The sequence below is a fragment of the Lentzea sp. NPDC004789 genome (genome assembly GCF_053601075.1).
In genome coordinates this window covers 312,822-329,318 of the sequence record NZ_JBSGBE010000009.1, presented here as the reverse complement: position 1 = coordinate 329,318, position 16,497 = coordinate 312,822, and the positions used below count along the sequence as shown (strand labels likewise).

15 protein-coding genes are annotated in these 16,497 nt (G+C 71.2%); 6 read left to right on the top strand and 9 right to left on the bottom strand.

Features of this window, described 5'->3' with window-relative positions:
• Positions 1-231, bottom strand: coding sequence for an acyl carrier protein (locus ACWEIJ_RS22825; protein WP_449839216.1), 231 nt, complete (start codon positions 229-231; stop codon positions 1-3).
• The gene (locus ACWEIJ_RS22820) at positions 228-1,073 is read right to left on the bottom strand and encodes a hypothetical protein (protein ID WP_449839215.1); all 846 of its coding nucleotides are present in this window, start codon (positions 1,071-1,073) and stop codon (positions 228-230) included. Before ACWEIJ_RS22820 ends, ACWEIJ_RS22825 begins: the two co-directional genes overlap by 4 nt.
• 189 nt (positions 1,074-1,262) lie before the next feature.
• Here ACWEIJ_RS22820 and ACWEIJ_RS22815 point away from each other — a divergent pair, with 189 nt between their 5' ends.
• The 3 genes from ACWEIJ_RS22815 to ACWEIJ_RS22805 are packed head-to-tail and all read left to right on the top strand — an operon-like array spanning position 1,263 to position 4,286.
• On the top strand, positions 1,263-1,742 hold the full coding sequence (locus ACWEIJ_RS22815; protein WP_449839214.1) for a flavin reductase family protein: 480 nt from the start codon (positions 1,263-1,265) through the stop codon (positions 1,740-1,742).
• A 52-nt stretch (positions 1,743-1,794) separates the two neighbouring features.
• Positions 1,795-2,760: a helix-turn-helix transcriptional regulator gene (locus tag ACWEIJ_RS22810; protein WP_449839213.1), complete on the top strand. Its 966-nt coding sequence runs from the start codon at positions 1,795-1,797 to the stop codon at positions 2,758-2,760.
• Positions 2,751-4,286, top strand: coding sequence for an MFS transporter (locus ACWEIJ_RS22805; RefSeq protein ID WP_449839212.1), 1,536 nt, complete (start codon positions 2,751-2,753; stop codon positions 4,284-4,286). Before ACWEIJ_RS22810 ends, ACWEIJ_RS22805 begins: the two co-directional genes overlap by 10 nt.
• A gap of 18 nt (positions 4,287-4,304) precedes the next feature.
• On the opposite strand, the gene ACWEIJ_RS22800 is transcribed toward ACWEIJ_RS22805, so the two are convergent.
• Genes ACWEIJ_RS22800 through ACWEIJ_RS22790 form a run of 3 tightly spaced genes read right to left on the bottom strand, consistent with a single transcriptional unit; the run spans position 4,305 to position 7,953 of the window.
• Positions 4,305-5,663, bottom strand: coding sequence for a serine hydrolase domain-containing protein (locus tag ACWEIJ_RS22800; protein WP_449839211.1), 1,359 nt, complete (start codon positions 5,661-5,663; stop codon positions 4,305-4,307).
• Complete coding sequence (locus tag ACWEIJ_RS22795; RefSeq protein WP_449839210.1) at positions 5,660-6,958, bottom strand: DegT/DnrJ/EryC1/StrS family aminotransferase; 1,299 nt, start codon at positions 6,956-6,958, stop codon at positions 5,660-5,662. The genes ACWEIJ_RS22800 and ACWEIJ_RS22795 overlap by 4 nt, the downstream gene beginning before the upstream one ends.
• A complete protein-coding gene (locus tag ACWEIJ_RS22790) occupies positions 6,952-7,953 on the bottom strand; it encodes an NAD-dependent epimerase/dehydratase family protein (RefSeq protein WP_449839209.1) in 1,002 nt (333 codons plus the stop codon). The genes ACWEIJ_RS22795 and ACWEIJ_RS22790 overlap by 7 nt, the downstream gene beginning before the upstream one ends.
• Positions 7,954-8,132: 179 nt before the next feature.
• On the opposite strand from ACWEIJ_RS22790, the gene ACWEIJ_RS22785 reads away from it, so the two are divergent.
• Positions 8,133-8,396 carry a phosphopantetheine-binding protein gene (locus ACWEIJ_RS22785; RefSeq protein WP_449839208.1) on the top strand — a complete coding sequence of 88 codons (264 nt, stop codon included), beginning with the start codon at positions 8,133-8,135 and terminating at the stop codon, positions 8,394-8,396.
• Positions 8,397-8,443: 47 nt separating this feature from the next.
• On the top strand, positions 8,444-9,655 hold the full coding sequence (locus ACWEIJ_RS22780) for an MFS transporter (protein WP_449839207.1): 1,212 nt from the start codon (positions 8,444-8,446) through the stop codon (positions 9,653-9,655).
• Here ACWEIJ_RS22780 and ACWEIJ_RS22775 read toward each other — a convergent pair.
• Positions 9,627-11,663 (bottom strand): phosphocholine-specific phospholipase C, encoded by a 2,037-nt coding sequence (locus tag ACWEIJ_RS22775; protein ID WP_449839206.1) that lies wholly within the window; start codon positions 11,661-11,663, stop codon positions 9,627-9,629. The genes ACWEIJ_RS22780 and ACWEIJ_RS22775 overlap by 29 nt on opposite strands.
• Before the next feature lie 101 nt (positions 11,664-11,764).
• On the bottom strand, positions 11,765-12,082 hold the full coding sequence (locus ACWEIJ_RS22770) for an ArsR/SmtB family transcription factor (protein WP_449839205.1): 318 nt from the start codon (positions 12,080-12,082) through the stop codon (positions 11,765-11,767).
• A gap of 73 nt (positions 12,083-12,155) precedes the next feature.
• Here ACWEIJ_RS22770 and ACWEIJ_RS22765 point away from each other — a divergent pair, with 73 nt between their 5' ends.
• Positions 12,156-13,349 (top strand): MFS transporter, encoded by a 1,194-nt coding sequence (locus tag ACWEIJ_RS22765; protein WP_449839204.1) that lies wholly within the window; start codon positions 12,156-12,158, stop codon positions 13,347-13,349.
• On the opposite strand, the gene ACWEIJ_RS22760 is transcribed toward ACWEIJ_RS22765, so the two are convergent.
• Both ACWEIJ_RS22760 and crtI read right to left on the bottom strand, forming a co-directional pair.
• Entirely contained in the window at positions 13,346-14,824 is a 1,479-nt protein-coding gene (locus ACWEIJ_RS22760) for a non-reducing end alpha-L-arabinofuranosidase family hydrolase (protein WP_449839203.1), read from the bottom strand. The two genes, ACWEIJ_RS22765 and ACWEIJ_RS22760, sit on opposite strands and share 4 nt — an antisense overlap.
• Positions 14,825-15,035: 211 nt before the next feature.
• On the bottom strand, positions 15,036-16,496 hold the full coding sequence (gene crtI / locus ACWEIJ_RS22755; protein ID WP_449839237.1) for a phytoene desaturase family protein: 1,461 nt from the start codon (positions 16,494-16,496) through the stop codon (positions 15,036-15,038).
• Between the last annotated feature and the right edge of the window lies 1 nt (position 16,497).

Below are 16,497 nucleotides of genomic sequence, written 5' to 3'. Positions count from 1 at the left end.
TCACGCCACCTTCTTCCGAGCACGCACGAAGAGCGCGCTGAACGTGTCGAGCCGGTGCAGGTTCTCCGGGGTCAGGTCGTCGGCGTCGACCTCGACGCCGAGCGCGTCCTCCACCCGTTCGAGGATCGTGACGACGCGGAACGAGCTGAACGCCGGCAGGGCGGCCAGGTCCGCGTCCGGGGCGAGGGTCGCGGGGTCGACGGCCAGCACCTCGGCTGCCGTTTCCCTCACGAGCGCTTCGATTCGATCAGCATCCACTGTTCCTCCTCGCTGGTCCGGTCGGCGTGCAGCAGCGTTTCGAGCTGGTCGTGAAGTCCGCCCGGCAGCGCACGGCCGCGTTCGACGCGGCGCAGTGCGATGAAGACCTGTTCGGCGAACTGCCGCCACCGCGCCGCGTGCTCGGCGAACTCGGCAGCGTGTCCCCGCTGCGCGAGCCACCGCGCGTGCAGCGACCTCGACCGCGCGAGCAACCAGGTCTCCAGCGTGAGTCTCGTGACCGCGAGGCGTTGGTCCTCGTGGTCGCGGTAGGCCGCCACGTAGCGGCCGATGTCCGAGGTCGCCCGCGGGGCGTCCGGCGCCGAGGGGGTGCGGGGCCGGGTCCGGAAAGCGCTCAGCCGCGCCTTGTCCAGCACCGGCAACGGCCACTCGCCCGGGCGAGCCGGGCCCCACGGGGTGTCGTTGTGGTAGGCGTCGACCGCGGTCACCCCACGAGGTCCCGCCACCACGAGGAAGCTGTGCTCCATGTGCTGCCGGTGGTGGTACGGAGTCCACGGCAGGTCGTGGGCGTCGGCGAGCACGAACACCGGCGACACCGGGTCGATCAGGTCGTCCGCCGGTTCCAGCGCGACGCCCAGCAGCGCTCGCGCGTCCGCGAACCGCGCCTCGGTCGTCGGTTCGACCGTCGGCAGGCCGGTCTCCTCGTCGTGCCTCGGCTCGAACCGGAGCGGCTCGCCGAGCGCGAGGTGGGCGTTCCGGCCGTGGTGCAGGTCCGCGAGTACGGCCAGGTTCACCTGCACGCAGTCCAGTTCCGTCACCGCCACACCGGCGGCGACGTCCTGCAGCGATCGCTCCATCTCGGCCGGACTCCTTCCACACCAACACTTCTTCGCTTGTCTTCGACGGAACCGCACTCGGCCGGTGGGGCTCAACGCCACGACACCTTGCTGCCAGTGGCCCGGCTGGCAGGAACCGGCGGGCGAATGGCACACCCGTGATCACCCGCCGCACGGTGGAGAACGGACGAGCGGGGATCGGAGCAGATCATGGGTTCAACTCGGCAGAACATCGACTCGCGGCAGCTGCGCGACGTGCTGGGACACTTCGCGACGGGCGTCGCCGTGGTGACCTCCGCCGGCGAGTCGGGACACGTCGGCATGACGGTCAACTCGTTCACGAGCGTGTCGCTGTCACCGCCGCTCGTGCTCGTGTGCGCCAAGCACGGCTCGGCGACCGGCCAGGACATAGAGCGCACCGGCACGTTCGCCGTGAACGTGCTGTGCCGCGAGCAGGAAGCGCTTTCCCAGCAGTTCTGCGGGCCCGCCGACCGGCGGTTCGACGGACTGCCGGTGCGGTGCGGCGTGTCCGGGGCGCCCATCCTGCGCTCCGCGCTCGCCTACCTGGACTGCGGGCTGGAGCAGACGATCGACCTCGGCGACCACCGCGTGCTGGTCGGGCGCGTGCTCGACGCCGGTGCCTCGGCCGGCGAGGAACCGCTGGTGTTCTTCCGCGGCGAGTACCGGTGACGGTTTGCGTGCGACCGCCGTCGGGTAGCCGATTTCCGTCAGGGGGAACGGGGTGTCACTGGGGGAGTTTCTCGTGTTCGACTCGATCGGCTTACGTGATCAGGATTTGGCTGTGTACCGGTACGTCGCGCGTCACCTGCGCTGCACAGCCGCTGAGGTCGCGGAGGCGCTCGGGATGTCTTCGAGCACCGTGATGCGGTCCTGTGAGGTGTTGTGCGCCAAGGGATTGCTCGTCGCGGGTGAGGACGACGTGCTGCTCGCGAACCCGGCGGGCCCGGAGATCGTGCTGGAACAGCTGCGCGCGGGCATCGAGACCGAGTACAACCAGAAGCGCAAGGAGGCCGCGACCCTGCACGGCCGGCTGACCCAGGTGGTCGGCGAGGGCCTGCTGAGCGGCTCCGACGGCGCCGAACCACCGGTCGAGGTGCTGGTCAGCAAGCCGGCGATCCGCAACCGCGTGCTGGCGCTGGCCGGGCACACCCGGCGTGAGCTGCTGCGCATGTACGCCACCCCGGACTCGCTCACCGACGTCGGGGGTGAGTTCAACTCGGTCCGGCCCGAGGTCGACGTCCGGGTCATCTACCCGTCGTCCGCGCTGCTCGGCCTGAGCGCGCCGGTGTCGGAGACCCGTGACGGCGTGGTGCTGCGGGTGGTGAGCAGCCCACCGGCCGGCCTGCACGTCTTCGACCGCAAGGTGGTCGTGCTCGACAGCACCGACCAGGAGGTGTCGTTCGTCGTGCACGGCACCGAGCTCGTCCGGGTCCTGCACGCGTTCTTCGAGACCTGGTGGGCGATGAGCAGAGCCGCATCGTCCACTTCGGAGGGTCACGGGCCGAGCGGGGAGGAGCTCGTGCTGCTGCAGTTCCTCGCGGAGGGCGCCAAGGACGAGCACGTCGCGCGCAAGCTGGGGATGTCCGTGCGGACCGTGCGCCGCAAGATCTCCCACCTGCTGGAGCAGCTCGACGCCACCAGCCGGTTCCAGGCCGGCGTGCTCGCCGTGCGGCGCGGATGGCTGTGAACCGCGGCGCGTGGCCGCTGCTGGCTCTCGTGTGCGTCGCCCAGTTCATGGTCGTCGCGAACATCACGCTCGTGACCATCGTCCTCCCCGCCGTGCAGCGCGAACTCGCCGTGCGGCAGGCCGACCTGAGCTGGGTCGTGTCCGCGTACACGCTGGTGTTCGCCGGCACCCTGCTCGCCGCGGGCCGGCTGGCCGACCTGCGCGGACACCGCCCTGTGTTCGCCGGCGGCCTTCTCGTGTTCGCGGCGGGTTCACTCGGCTGCGGCCTGGCCGGCCAGGCCTGGGTCCTGCTCGCCGCGCGCGCCGTGCAGGGCCTCGGCGCCGCCGCGCTCGCCGCGTCGGCGCTGGCCGTGCTGATCGCGGCGTTTCCCGCGGGTTCGGCCCGGCGCAGGGCGCTGGGGTGGTGGTCGGCGGCGCAGGCGTCGGGGGGTGCGGCCGGGTGGCTGCTCGGGGGGCTCGCCGGGCAGACCGTCGGGTGGCGGTGGGTGTTCCTGGCGAACGTGCCGGTTGCGGTGGTCGCCGCGGTGGTGGCGGTGCGTCTGGTGCGGGCGGGCGATGGGGCGCGGGCTGGTCGGTTGAGCCGAGTGGGGGCAGCGGACGGGGCGGACCAGGCAGGTCGGGCGGGCCACGCGGATCGAGCGGGCCACGCGGACGGAACGGCGCGGGTGGTCCAGGCTGGCCGGTCAGGCCGGGAGGGCCAGGCGGCCCAGGCAGGCCAGCCCGATCAGGCGGACCGGACGGGTGGAACGGCGCGGGCAAGCCGCGCGGGCCGGGTCGACGTGCTGGGCGGCGTGCTCGCCACCGCGGGCCTGTTCCTCCTGGTCCTCGGCCTCGCCCGGCTGGGCGAGGCGGCCCACCGCGGCTCCGGCCTGGCCCTCACCGCACTGGGCGCGGCGGTGCTGGCCGCGTTCGTGCTGGTCGAGAAACGAGCGACCGACCCGCTGCTGCCGTTCGCCGCCGTGCGCGGGCGGCAGGTCGTCAGCGGCATCGTCGTAGCGGGGCTCATCACCGCGGTGACCACGCCGGTGCTGACGTTGTGCGCGTTGTTCCTGCAGGGCACGGCGGGTCTGGGGTCGGCGGCGAGCGGGTTGCTGTTCGTGCCGTTCAACCTCGCGGTCGTGCTGGGGGCGTTGCTGGCGCCGCGGACCAGGTTGAGCACCACCGGGCTGATGGTGACCGGGATGGCGTGCATCGCGGTGAGTGCGCTGGTGCTGGTGGCGTTGCGGGCGGAGGGCTGGTTGCTGCCCGCGCTCGCCGGGTTCGCGGTGATGGGTGCCGGGACCGGGCTGGCGTCGGTCGGGTCCACCTCGGCTGCCACCGCCGACACGAGTGAGGAGCACGGCGGTGCGACGGGCGGGCTGGTCAACACCTCCAGCGAGATCGGGGTCGCGATCGGGCTCGCGGTGCTGCTCACCGCGGCGGCGGAGGCCGGGCAGCGCACGGCGTTCGCCGCCGCGGCGGTGCTGGCCTGCCTCACCGCCGCGGCGGTGCTCATCAGCCGCCCCTCCGGCCAGGCTGACCGATGACCATCCGCACCCCACCCGTCAGTCCACCCTCCGGTAGGGCTGGCCGTTCACGGTGATCACCCGCACCGGGCCGTCCTCCGGGGCCCTGACCGAGACGTGGTCGTCGATCACGTGCGGGGTGCGCGGCCACGGCAGTTCGGCGAGGTCGCGGTCCGTCCTCGGACTGACGAACACACCGCGTCCCGCCGACGACAAGGGCAACCTGACGCCCTCCAGCAGCAGCTCGGGGCCCGGTCGCACCTCCACCACCGACGGGCTGAGCACCTTGGCGTACCGGCCGGTCAGCCGCTCCCCCTCCGTGGCCGGCACGGCCGTCACGCGAGGCACCACCGGGCCCGGCGGCAGGTCCAGCAGCTCGTCGAACACGCGGTCCACGATCCGGTCGCGCGCGGTGAAGAAGCGCGGATGCTCGTTGTACTCGTGGTTGTAGACGATCGCGACACCGACGCCGCGGGCCCAGGCGAGCTTCGCGCAGTACCCGCGCAGCACGCCCTCGTGGCCGATCCTGGTGATGCCCTTGTAGTCCGGCTCGACCATGCACGCCAGGCCGGCGGACAGGCCGCGGGCCAGCCCGACGTCGGCGTGCGGCCGCTCCCTCAACGCCCTCGTCGACGGGCTGAGCAGGTCGCTCTGCAGCAACACCCCGAGGTCCTCCGCCGTCGAGAACAGCTGCCCGGACGGGTAGAACGCGGTGTTGTCGCCACCGTCGTGCCGCACGCGCAGACGGCCGTCCTCGACAACGTGCCGCTGCGCCAAGGGAAAGGTCATCGCCACCGTCGGGTCCAGCGTGGTCCGCTCCAGCCCCAGCGGGTCCAGCACCAGTTCGTCCAGCAACCGGCCAAAAGGCACGCCGGTGGCGCGCTGGGCCACGTAGCCCGCCAGGTTCACCCCGAGGTTGCTGTAGAAGTAGAGCTCGCCCGGCTCGGCCACCGCAGGGAAGCGCGGCAGGTCCTCGGCGACGAACGCCGCCAGCCCGTCCTCGCCGCGCCGTTCCACCCGCCACGGCCGCTCGATCGAGCCTTCCGGGAGCCCGGAGGTGTGGCTGAGCAGCATCCGCAACGTGATCCGCTCCGCCGTTCCCGGCGTGCGCAGCCTCAGTTCCGGCACGTGGTCGACGACCGGGGCGTCGAGGGAGAGCACGCCCTGCTCGACCAGGCGCAGCAGCGCCACGCCGGTGAACACCTTGGTCACCGACGCGATCCGGAACAACGTCCGGCCGGTGACCGGTGCGCCCTCGCCCACCGCGGTCGTCCCGAACCCGGCCGTCCACATCGGACGGTCCGGGGCGACCACGGCGAGCGCGAGGCCCGGCACTCCCCGCGCGGCCATCTCCCGCCGCACGAACCGGCTCAGCTCCTCGGTGTCCAGTTCGTTCATGCCTCCTCCGCGTACCGTCCGGCGAGCGCGACGAGATCGTCCTGGTGCTCGACCAGCACCTTGTGGAACGCCTCGGCGAACCCGTCCATCAGCTCGGTGTTGCCCGGCCCGAACGCGCTCGTGCTCGACCCGAGCACCAGCCGGCGGCGGCAGACGTCCTGCGCCACAGGGAAGTCCTCCGGGTGGTAGCGGATGCCGGAACGGCCGGGCCCGCACGTCCACGGGCAGCCGCCGCCGTAGCCGCGCTGCTCCTGGAACAGGGTCTGGCCCGGCACCGGCACGCGCTGCCACTCGTCCACCGGCACGCCCTCGGCCCGCAACGCGGCTTTGAGCGCCCGGCGGAACGCGACCACGTCCACGTCCAGGCCCGCCGACTCCGGTTCGACCATGATCGGGAAGAAGAAGTACACGTGCGTGCGGTCGTCCGGGACGTATGGTGGGCGCACGCCGGGCAGGTCCTGCAACGCCTTGCCCAGCCGGGCGCCGTTGGCCTCCCTGGCCGCCGTCATCTCGGGCAACCTGCTCAGCTGCGAGCGCGCGAAGGCCGCGCCGAGCGAGTGCATCCGGTAGTTCCACCCCATGATCCGCGCGTTGTACTCGCGGGTCATGCCGCGGATCTCGTCGCCGAACATCAGCACGCGCAACGCGTTCTCGTGCCACCGCGGGTCGTTCGTCGTGAACAGACCGCCTTCCGACAACGCGGACAGCGTCTTCGACCCGTTGAGACTGCACCCGGCCATGTCGCCCAGCGCACCGACCGGGGTGCCCCGGTAGGTCGCGCCGTGCGCCTGAGCGCCGTCCTCGATGAGGACCAGGTCGTGTTCCCGCGCCACCGCCCGCAACGCGTCGTAGTCGGCGGGCAGGCCGTGCAGGTCGACCGCGACGATCGCGCGGGTGCGGTCGGTGATGTGCCGGGAGATCTGCGCGGGGTCGAGGCAGTAGGTCGTCGGATCGGTGTCCACGAACACCGGAACGGCGTTGGCCTGCAACACGCAGGTCGCCGAGGCGAGGAACGTGTCGGCCGGTACGAGCACCTCGTCGCCGGGGCCGATGTCCGCGGCCGCGATCGCCATGTGCAGGGCGCCGGTGCCGGAGTTGGCCGCCACCGCGTACTTCATCCCGGTGTGCCGTTGCCACGCCTCTTCCAGCTCCTGCACGTCCGGTAACGGCCAGCGCCAGGGTGTCGACCGGTCGAGCGCGCGCAGCACCGCCGCGCGGTCGTCGTCGTTGACCTCCGGCCAGCCGTTGATCTCGCCCTCCGCGACGACCGGCGTACCTCCGTCGATCGCTAACACGGCACCTCCTCCTCCGCACGCTGGTCGCTGCGGAAAATCGTGTCCACCTCGGGAAGTTCGGGGTTCGGCCCCAGCTGCGCGGCGAGCGCGCGGACGCCGTCCGGCAGCTCGATCTCCGGCCGGTAGCCGAGTGCGCGCAACCGGGCGGTGTCGGCCACCATCCGGTAGCTGTCCTCGCTGATCTCGTCCCGCACGTCGACCACCGGGGTGCGGCCGGACGCACGGCCGATGACGTCGATCAGCGTGCGCAGCGAGTACTCGCGCCCGGAACCGATGTTGTAGACCTCGCCCTGCTCGCCCCGGCCGGCCGCGACCACCAGGCCGCGCACCAGATCCCGCACGTGCACGAAGTCCCTGGTCTTGCGGTCGAGGTCGCCGGTCACCCGGATCGGCAGGCCGTTGAGGTGCCAGCGCAGGTACTGCGACACCTCGCCACCCGCGAGGCGCGGGTTCTCGCCCGGCCCGTACACGGTGAACGCGCGGGCGATCACCGACGACAGCCCGTGCGTCCCGGTGAGCGCCCGGATGAGCATCTCACCGGACAGCTTGGACGCCCCGTACGGCAGAAACGGTGCCAGCGCGTGGGTTTCCGGCACGGGACAGCTCCGCGGCTGCCCGTAGACCATCGCGGTCGACAGGTACACCAGCCTGGTCCGCCTGCCCGCCAACGCTTCGGCGACGTTGAACGTCGTCAGCGCGTTCGACTCGAAGTCGAACCGCGGCCGGTCGACCGACACGGTGCCACTGGAGTTGCCCGCGAGGTGGAAGACCAGGTCCGCGTCGTGCAACGCGTCGCGGGTGGCCTCACCGTCCCGCAGGTCCACGCACCTGACCTCGGTCGGCCCCGTCCTCTTCTCCTGCCCGGAAGCGACGTCGAGGACGATCACCTCCTTGCCCATGCCGGTCAGCACGGAGGTGAGGTGACCGCCGACGAAACCGAGCCCGCCGGTCACCGCGACCTTGCGGTACCGGCCGAGCCACTCGTTCCCGTTCATCCAGCTCCCCCTTCAGCTCTTGTGTCCACGATCTCCACCGTCGGGCCTCGCGGCAGGTCGCGGCAACGAGCGGCCCACTTCGTGCCAGTGACGGCACTGGCAGGTAGCTGCCTGGAGGTTGTCGGGTGCGGACGGTGACGACTTCTCTTGCAGTAGAAGGAGAACACCGAGAAGGGACGATGATGCCGACATCGCGGTTCAACTCGATTCTGTTGCGGCACCTCAGGTTCGCCGAGGACGGGCAGGAGCTGGCGCCGGACGCCTCGCTGCGGGAGCTCGGACTGGACTCCATGCAGTCCGTCGAGCTGCTGTTCGACCTGGAGGACGCGTACGAGGTCATGCTCACCGACGACGCCCTCACCGCCGAGGCGTTCGCCACCCCGCGTTCGCTGTTCGAGGCGGTGCGCGCGGCCGGTGCCGAACCGGAGGCGCTGGCCTCGTGACCTCGCCCGGTTGCGCTGATCGTCCGCGGTCGCCATGGTGGTAGGCGGTGGAACGATCAGCATCGGGAACGAAGGCAGGCACCGCGCTGCACCGCTATCTCGCGGGCGCTGTGCTGGTCAGGCTCGCCGACGAGGGCGCACGGGTCGCTCTCGTGCTGCTGGCGCTGGAGAAGGTCGCGAGCCCGGCACTGGGTGGTCAGCTCGTCGCGGCACTGATGGTGCCGCACGTCGTCGCGGCGCCGCTGGCCGGCGCGCTGGCGGACCGCGTGCGGCGCAGGCGGCTGTTCCACGCGGGCGCGCTTGTGCTGTACGGGATCACGCTGGCGGCCTGCGCGCTCCTGGTGGGCCACGCGCCGGCCGTCGTTCCGCTGCTGGTGGCGGTGCTCGGCGGCTGCGTCGCGCCGCTGGTCACCGGAGGGCTGACGTCGCTGCTGGGCGAGATCGTCGACCCCACGGGACTGCAGCGGGCGTTCGCGCTCGACTCCACCACGTACAACCTCGCGGGCATCTGCGGTCCCGCCCTGGTCTCCGCCATCGCGGTGGTGTCAGGCGCGGTCGTCGCCACGGTGTCGCTCGCGGTGGCCGCCGTGCTCTCGGGCCTGCTGCTCGGGGCGCTGCCGCTGGCCGACCGGCAGGGCGCGACACCGAAGCGGCCGGACCTCACCGGTGGCGTCACCGCGTTGTGGCGCAGCAAACCCCTGCGGGCGGTCACGTTCGCCAGCAGCGTGGGGCAGATCGGCATCGGCGCACTGCCGCTGGCCGCCACCGCGCTGGCCGTCCACCACAACGGGAACGCGGCCGCGGGCGGAGCGCTCATCTCCGCCTTCGCCGCAGGTGCGCTGGCCGGCTCACTCGCGTACGCGAAGAAGCCGGTGGGCGCGGCACGTCCGGTGCGGGTCGTCCTGACGGGCCTCTTCGCCACCGCCCTGCCGTTCGCCGCGGTGGCGCTGATGCCGGGCACCGTGCCCGCCGCGGTCCTGTTCGCCGTGGCCGGCTTCTTCACCGGACCGACGTTCAGCGCCCTGCTGGCGGTCCGCGAGCACGAGGCACCGGCCGAGGTGCGCACCCAGGTGTTCACCATCGGCGCCGGGTTGAAGAGCGCCGCGGCGGCACTCGGCGCGGTGGTGGCGGGCGGGTTCGCCCACGGCGTTCCGCTCGTTCTCGGCGTCGCGGCGTGTCACGTGCTCGCCACGGCGGTCGGTGCGCTGACGCTGCGGGGCGCCGAAGAGATCACTCCGTCCGAATCGCCGGGTCGCTGACGCCGGGTGCACCGGTCTCGACGTGCCCGGCGAAGCGCCGCAGCCAGCCGCTGTCCTCAGCGGACACCACCGACACGTCGTACCACCGCTTCGACGCCGTCAGGTCGATCGTGCGCGTCACGGTCGAGCCTGGACGGACCGTCACGGTGAACGTGCCGCCGTAGGCGTTGGTGACCTTGAGATGCCGAACGGCGTTGGCAGCGTTGGTGAACCGCAGCACCAGCTCGCAGCCCGAGTACCGCGCGGTCACCTCCGCGGCGGCGGGGCCCCCGCGGAACGAGCGCAGGAAACCGTTGGGGCCGTGCACGGTCAGGTCGTGGACACCGAGCGAGTACGCCGTGTTCCAGGTATCCGCGAGCTGCTTGCCCGCCGCGGTCGTGTAGGTCCACGGTCCGTCGGTGCGGTTCGGCGACGTGATGTAGAACTGCGCCCCCGCGTCGGCACCGCCGGTGAAGGTGAGCGTGATCTTGCCGCCGTTCACCGCGGCGTCGACGACAGGCGCGTACCGCAGCGGCCGGGTCCGGCGCGATCCGCGTTCCTGCACGGGCATCGACGGGGTCAGCGGCGGCGCCGGCACGTAGTCGGGGTGGCGGTCGCGGTCGCGCGGCGCGTAGCCGGTGGTGTCGGGCAGGGCCGGGGACGGCGTGTTCTCGCCCGTGAAGTCGAACGCCGACGTCAGGTCGCCGCAGATCGCGCGCCGCCACGGCGAGATGTTCGGCTCGTGCACGCCGAACCGCGTCTCCAGGAACCGGATGATCGATGTGTGGTCGAACACCTCCGAGCACGTGTAACCGCCGGTGCTCCACGGGGAGACCACGAGCATCGGCACCCGCTGGCCCAGGCCGTACGGTCCGGGCACGTAGCCGCCGCCACCGGGGTGCAGCTCCGTGCGGACGTCCGTTGTGGACAGTCCCTGCGCGTTCGACGACGGCGGGTACGGCGGGACCACGTGGTCGAAGAAGCCGTCGTTCTCGTCGTAGGTGATGAACAGGACGGTCTTGGCCCACACCGCGGGGTTGGCCGTGAGGGCGTCGAGGACCTTCGCGATGTACCAGGCGCCGTAGTTCGCCGGCCAGTTCGGGTGCTCGGTGTACGCCTCGGGCGCGGCGATCCAGGACACCCGCGGCAGCCGGTCGTTCCTGACGTCGGCGGCGAGCTGATCGAACAACGTGCCGCCCGCCTTGACGTTCGTACCGGTGCGCGCCTTCTCGTACAGCGCGTCGCCCGGCTTTGCGTTGCGGTAGTTGTTGAAGTACAGCAACGAGTTGTCGCCGTAGTTGCCGCGATACGCGTCCTGGATCCAGCCCCAGCCACCACCGGCGTCCAGCCCGTCCCCGACGTCCTGGTAGATCTTCCACGAGACGCCGGCCTGCTCCAGCCGCTCGGGGTAGGTGGTCCAGCCGTAGCCCTTCTCGTCGTTGCCGAGCACCGGCCCGCCGCCGGTGCCGTCGTTGCCGGTGAACCCGGTCCACAGGTAGTACCGGTTCGGGTCGGTCGCGCCGATGAACGAGCAGTGGTAGGCGTCGCAGATGGTGAACGCGTCGGCGAGCGCGTAGTGGAACGGGATGTCCCGCCGGTTCAGGTGCGCCATCGTGGTCGCCGTCTTCGCGGGCACCCACTTGTCGTACCGGCCGCCGTTGAACGCGAGGTGGCCGCCGTTCCAGTCGTGGTCGAGGTCCTGGAGGAACTGCATGCCCAGGTCGTCGGCGGTGGGGTGGAACGGCAGCACGTCCCGCACGCCGTCGGACTGATGCCACACGCTCTTGCCGCTCGGCAACGTCACCGGCCGAGGGTCGCCGAAGCCGCGCACGCCGCGCAGCGTGCCGAAGTAGTGGTCGAACGACCTGTTCTCCTGCATCAGCACGACGACGTGCTCGACGTCCTGCACGGTGCCGGTCCTCGTGGCGGGCGCGATCTCGGCGGCCCGCGCGATGCTGCCGGACAACGCGCTGAGCGCCGTCGTCGCGGCGCCCAGTCGCAGGAACTGGCGGCGGTTGACCCCGGACATGGCTGACTCCCTCGGCAGCGGATCGAGGAGTCAGATGTCACCCGCCGCCGGAGAACGTCCGGCGATCGTCAGGACACCGCCGTACGAATTCGGGGTGACCTTCAGTTCTCGGCGGACAGGATGGCGGCGAGCAGGCCGGGGAACCGCGCGTCGAGGTCGTCCCGCCGGATGGTCGCGATGCGGGCCGTGCCCTCCTTGCGCACCCAGATCACGCCGGCCTCCCGCAACGTCCGCAGGTGGTGCGTGCGGGTCGACTTGGTCACGGGCAGCTCGATCGAGCCGCACGCCACCCCGGTGCCGATCCGGTCCATCTCCCTGACGTAGTGCAGCCGCACGGGGTCGGCGAGCGCGTGCAGCACCGCCTCGATCCGGATGTCGGCGCGGCCGGGGTGGGACAACTCGTCGCTCATGACGTCCATAGTACGAAATTCATCGTAGTACGGCGAGTTTCGTAGTACGGTGTCTGTCGTACTAGTCGTCCAAGGGGGAACCTTGTCTCGCATCCACCTGCTCGCCGCCGGCGCGTTCGCCGTCGGCACCAGCGGTTACATCGTCACCGGAGTCCTGCCCGCGGTCAGCCGCGAGCTGCACGTCTCCCCTGCCGCCGCCGGGCAGCTCGTCACCGCGTTCGCCATCGCCTATGCGCTCGCCTCGCCCGTGCTGGCCGTGCTCACCGGACGGTGGGAGCGACGGAAACTCCTGATCGCGGCGCTGGTCACGAGCGCTGCGGGCAACGCGCTGGCGGCCGTCGCGCCGACGTTCGAGCTGCTCCTCGGCGCCCGCGTGATCAGCGCGCTCGGCGCCGCGGTGTTCACCCCGGTCGCCACCGCCGTCGCCACCGTGCTCGCCCCGCCGCACCACCGCGGCCGCGCGCTCGCGACGGTGTTCGGAGGTCTCACCTTCGCGCTCATCCTCGGCGTGCCGCTGGGCAACGTCATCGGCGAGCGACTCGGCTACCAGGGCGTGTTCGCCTCCGTCGCGGTCATCTCGCTGCTCGGCGCGCTGGCCATCGGGCTCGGCGTGCCGAGGGTGGCCGCACCGCCGTTCGCGGGCCTGCGCGAGCGGTTCGCCGCCGCGCGCGACCGTCGCGTGCTGCTGGTGCTCGGCATGACCGTGCTGGGCTGCCTCGCCGCGTTCAGCGTGTTCACCTACATCGCGCCGATCCTGACCTCTCTCGCGCACGTGCACGGGTGGACGATCAGCGTGCTGCTGCTCGTCTACGGCGTGGGCGGCGCGATCGGCAACTCGCTGGGCGGCCGCATCACCGACCGCTGGGGCAGCCGGCTGCCGTTGCTCGTGATCTTCACGGTGTTCGCCGTGGTGCTGGCCACGTTGCCGCTCACCGCGACGACGGCGGCGACCGCGGGCGTGGCGCTGTTCGTGTGGGGCCTGTTCACGTGGTCGGTGAACCCGCCGATCCAGAACTGGCTGATCGAGCTCGCCCCCGGCGAGTCGAGCGGGCTCCTGTTGTCCGTCAACGCTTCCGCGATCTACCTCGGCGTTGGTCTGTCGGGAGTGTTCGGCGGTCTGGTGATCAGCAACGCCGGGCTGCTCGCCCTGCCGCCGATCGCCGCCGTGGTCGCCTTGGGAGCTCTCGGACTGCTCATCGCCCAACCGAAGTCGGCGCAGATGCCGGAGCGGGCCCGGCCTTTCGCCGAGCCCGCCCGAGGTCGCACCGCCGGCTAGCGCTGCAGGGTCAGCACGCCCGGCCGGTACGGCAGCAGGCCGTAGTCGATCCCGTCGGAGCTGGGATCACGTCCCTGGTAGAGGAACTGCAGGTTGCAGGGGTCGATCGTCTTGGTCTGGTCGGGGTTGGTGCGGACCAGGTCACCGTGGCTGATGTCGTTGGTCCAGGTCGCGCCGCTGTTGGCCTTGCCGGCGAACGGGTTGCTCTCGGTCGCCGCCTGCGGCGTCCACGAACCGTTCAGGCTGGTGGCCGTGAACGAGCGGAAGAAGCGGCCCTTGGCGCCCCTCGCCTCGACGATCATGAGGTACTGGTTCTGGTCCTTGACCTTGTAGACCTCGACCGCCTCGAACAGGTTCTCCTCGGTGTCGCTCATGATCTTCGTGAAGCTGGAGCCGAAGCTGCCGGGGAAGTTCCCGATCGGCATCGAGGCGCGGTAGATGTTGCCCTTGTCGTCGGCGAAGAACAGGTACATGTTCGTGTCGTCGCCGATGATCGTCTGGTCGAGGGGTGCCCCGACGGGAAGGGTGCCCGTGAACAGCGTCTGCGGCGCCGACCAGCTGTTGGGGTTGGTCGGGTCGCTCGACGTCCGGTAGGAGAAGGTCGGTCCGCCCCACTGGTAGGCGAGCACCCAGATGTTCTTCGGGGCGAAGTAGAACAGCGTCGGCGCGACGGCGTTGAACGACATCGTGCTCTGGGTGGCGGTGGCCATGTCGGACCAGTTCGTGAACGGGCTGAAGCTCGTCGACTGCCAGGCCGATCCGGTGTCGTGCGTCGTGGCGTAGACGACGTGCTTGCCGTTGTAGACGACGTTGGTGAAGTCCTTCAGCGCGACCCAGCCCGACTTCGGGGTCGCCAGCGGGCCTGTCGACGTCCAGCGGTACGTCGACGGCAGGCTGCAGCTGCCGCCACCTCCGGCGACCTGGACGAGCTGCCATTGCTGGTTGTTGCTGTTCGAGTCGGTGCGCTGCACCACGTTGGCGCCATCGGCGGTCGAGCCGCCCTGCACCTCGACGACCTTGCCGCTGTTGCGGTTGACCAGCCGCACATATCCGTTCGTGGAGTCGGCCAGGCTGAACTGCTGGTTGGCGCCGCCGTTGTCGGTCCACTGCACCAGCGCGGCGCCGTCGGCGGTCGAGGCGCCCTGCACGTCGGCGAGCTTGCCGGAGTGCCGGGCGCGCAGCTTGTAGTAGCCGCTGCCGGCGTCCACGAACTGGAACTGCTGGTTGGTGGCGTTGCTGCGGGCCCACTGGATGAGACCGGCTCCGTCGGCGGTGGACGCGCCGTTGACGTCGAGGGCCTTGCCGCTGTTGCGGTTCACCAGCACGTACCAGGCGGAGGTGTCCACCGTGGCCGCCGACGCAGAGACGGGAACCACCGCGAGCACCCCGCCCACGACCGCCGCGGCCACCGCCGCGGCCGATGCGGAGCGCCACCGACGACGCCATCTCGTGGTCAACTCGAACCCAACCGACATAGCACTTTTCCTTTCACCACTGGAGCCCGGCGAAATGAGACACGACATTGTGTTAGCGCTAACAATCTCTAACAACGATCAGGGCACACAGATGCCAGGACAGGGTCTTGAACAACTAACTGGCGGCACTACTTAACACGCAAGAAGGGACTGTGAACGATAACAACGGACACGTCAAGATGTGACGCCGATGTTTCCGAAAGGAGAACGGTCAGTGCCGGAAGCGGTCGGCCGCGAGCCGGCCGGAGACCAGCACCGGCGGAATGCCGACGCCCGGTGTCGTGCCGCTGCCCGCGAGCACGACGTTGCCGTCGCGGAACGGCAGGTTGCCCGGACGGAACGGGCCGGTCTGACCGAACGTGTGCGCGGCGGAGAACGGCGTGCCCGCGGCCTGGCCGTCGCGCGCCCAGTCGTCCGGCGTGACGACCGCGAGCGGTTCCGCGTCCACGAGGAGCTTGCGGGCGGTCATCTCCGCGATCAGCTCCTCGGCGTACCGGTCGGCCAGGACGTCCCAGCGGAGCGGGGCGCGGTCGAGGTTCGGGCACGGCGCGAGGAGGTACTGCAGGTGCCTGCCGCGCGGCGCGAGCGCGGGATCGGTCAGCGTCGGCGTGGTGAGCAGCAACGACGGGTCGCTCATCAGCCGTCCGCGCCGGATGATCTCGTCGAAGGTGCCGTCCCACTCCTCGCCGAACGAGATCGTGTGGTGCGCGAGGTCGTCCGCCACGCGGCGGGCGCTCAGGTGCACGACGACGGCGGACGGCGACCAGCGCAGCGGCCTGATCCGGCGCGGTTCGCCGCGCAGCAGCCGGGTGCTCTGGGCCGGTCCGGTGGCGAGAACGACCGCGTCGCAAGGAATTCGCGCGTCGGCGGTGCGCACGGCCGTCACCCGGTGCCCGGTGCGTTCGAGCTCGTCGACCTCCATGCCGTAGTGGAATCGCACACCCGCGCGGGCCGCCGCATCGGCGAGGGCCTGCGGCACCGCGCGCATGCCGCCGCGCGGAAACCACACCCCCGCAACGGTGTCCATGTAAGCGATCACCGCGTAGGCGGCCAGCGCGTCTCGCGGTGCGACCCCGGCGTAGAGCGACTGGAAGGTGAAGACCCGGCGCAGCCGTTCGTCGCGCAGGAACCTGCCCACGGCGCGGGCGAGCGAGCCGAAGCCGCCGAGCCTCGTGAGCGTCAGCAGCTCCGGTCCGACGAGGTCGAGCGGGGAGTCGAAGCTCGCGCCGATGAACCTGTCGCGCTCGACCTCGTACAACTTCGTCAGCCACGCCCGGAGTTCGCGATAACCCTGCGCCTCCCGCGCCCCCGCGAACTCGCGGACGGCTTCCTCCATCCGTTCGGCGTCGGTGTGCACGTCGAGCGCCGTGCCGTCGGCGAACGTCGCACGGTAGGCCGGGTGCAACGGGAGGAGTTCGAGGTGGTCTTCGCGGCGCTCCCCCACGGCGGCGAAGGCGTCGTCGAGCAGCTCCGGCATCGTGAGCACGGTCGGGCCGGTGTCGATCCGGTGCCCGCCGAGGTCGAGCCTTCCGGCCAGGCCGCCGGGATGCGGGTGCCGTTCCAGGACGGTCACCTCGTGCCCCGCACCGCGCAGGTGCAGAGCGGCGGACAGACCGGAGAGCCCGGCGCCGACGACGACCATCCGGTCGGTGCGGCCCTTCACCACATGCACC

Excerpts from the sequence above, each read along its gene's own strand:
- ACWEIJ_RS22820 (WP_449839215.1), bottom strand. The coding sequence starts at position 1,073 with ATGGAGCGATCGCTGCAGGACGTCGCCGCCGGTGTGGCGGTGACGGAA.
- ACWEIJ_RS22815 (WP_449839214.1), top strand. The coding sequence starts at position 1,263 with ATGGGTTCAACTCGGCAGAACATCGACTCGCGGCAGCTGCGCGACGTG.
- ACWEIJ_RS22805 (WP_449839212.1), top strand. The coding sequence starts at position 2,751 with ATGGCTGTGAACCGCGGCGCGTGGCCGCTGCTGGCTCTCGTGTGCGTC.
- ACWEIJ_RS22800 (WP_449839211.1), bottom strand. The coding sequence starts at position 5,663 with ATGAACGAACTGGACACCGAGGAGCTGAGCCGGTTCGTGCGGCGGGAG.
- ACWEIJ_RS22790 (WP_449839209.1), bottom strand. The coding sequence starts at position 7,953 with ATGAACGGGAACGAGTGGCTCGGCCGGTACCGCAAGGTCGCGGTGACC.
- ACWEIJ_RS22785 (WP_449839208.1), top strand. The coding sequence starts at position 8,133 with ATGATGCCGACATCGCGGTTCAACTCGATTCTGTTGCGGCACCTCAGG.
- ACWEIJ_RS22775 (WP_449839206.1), bottom strand. The coding sequence starts at position 11,663 with ATGTCCGGGGTCAACCGCCGCCAGTTCCTGCGACTGGGCGCCGCGACG.
- ACWEIJ_RS22770 (WP_449839205.1), bottom strand. The coding sequence starts at position 12,082 with ATGGACGTCATGAGCGACGAGTTGTCCCACCCCGGCCGCGCCGACATC.
- ACWEIJ_RS22760 (WP_449839203.1), bottom strand. The coding sequence starts at position 14,824 with ATGTCGGTTGGGTTCGAGTTGACCACGAGATGGCGTCGTCGGTGGCGC.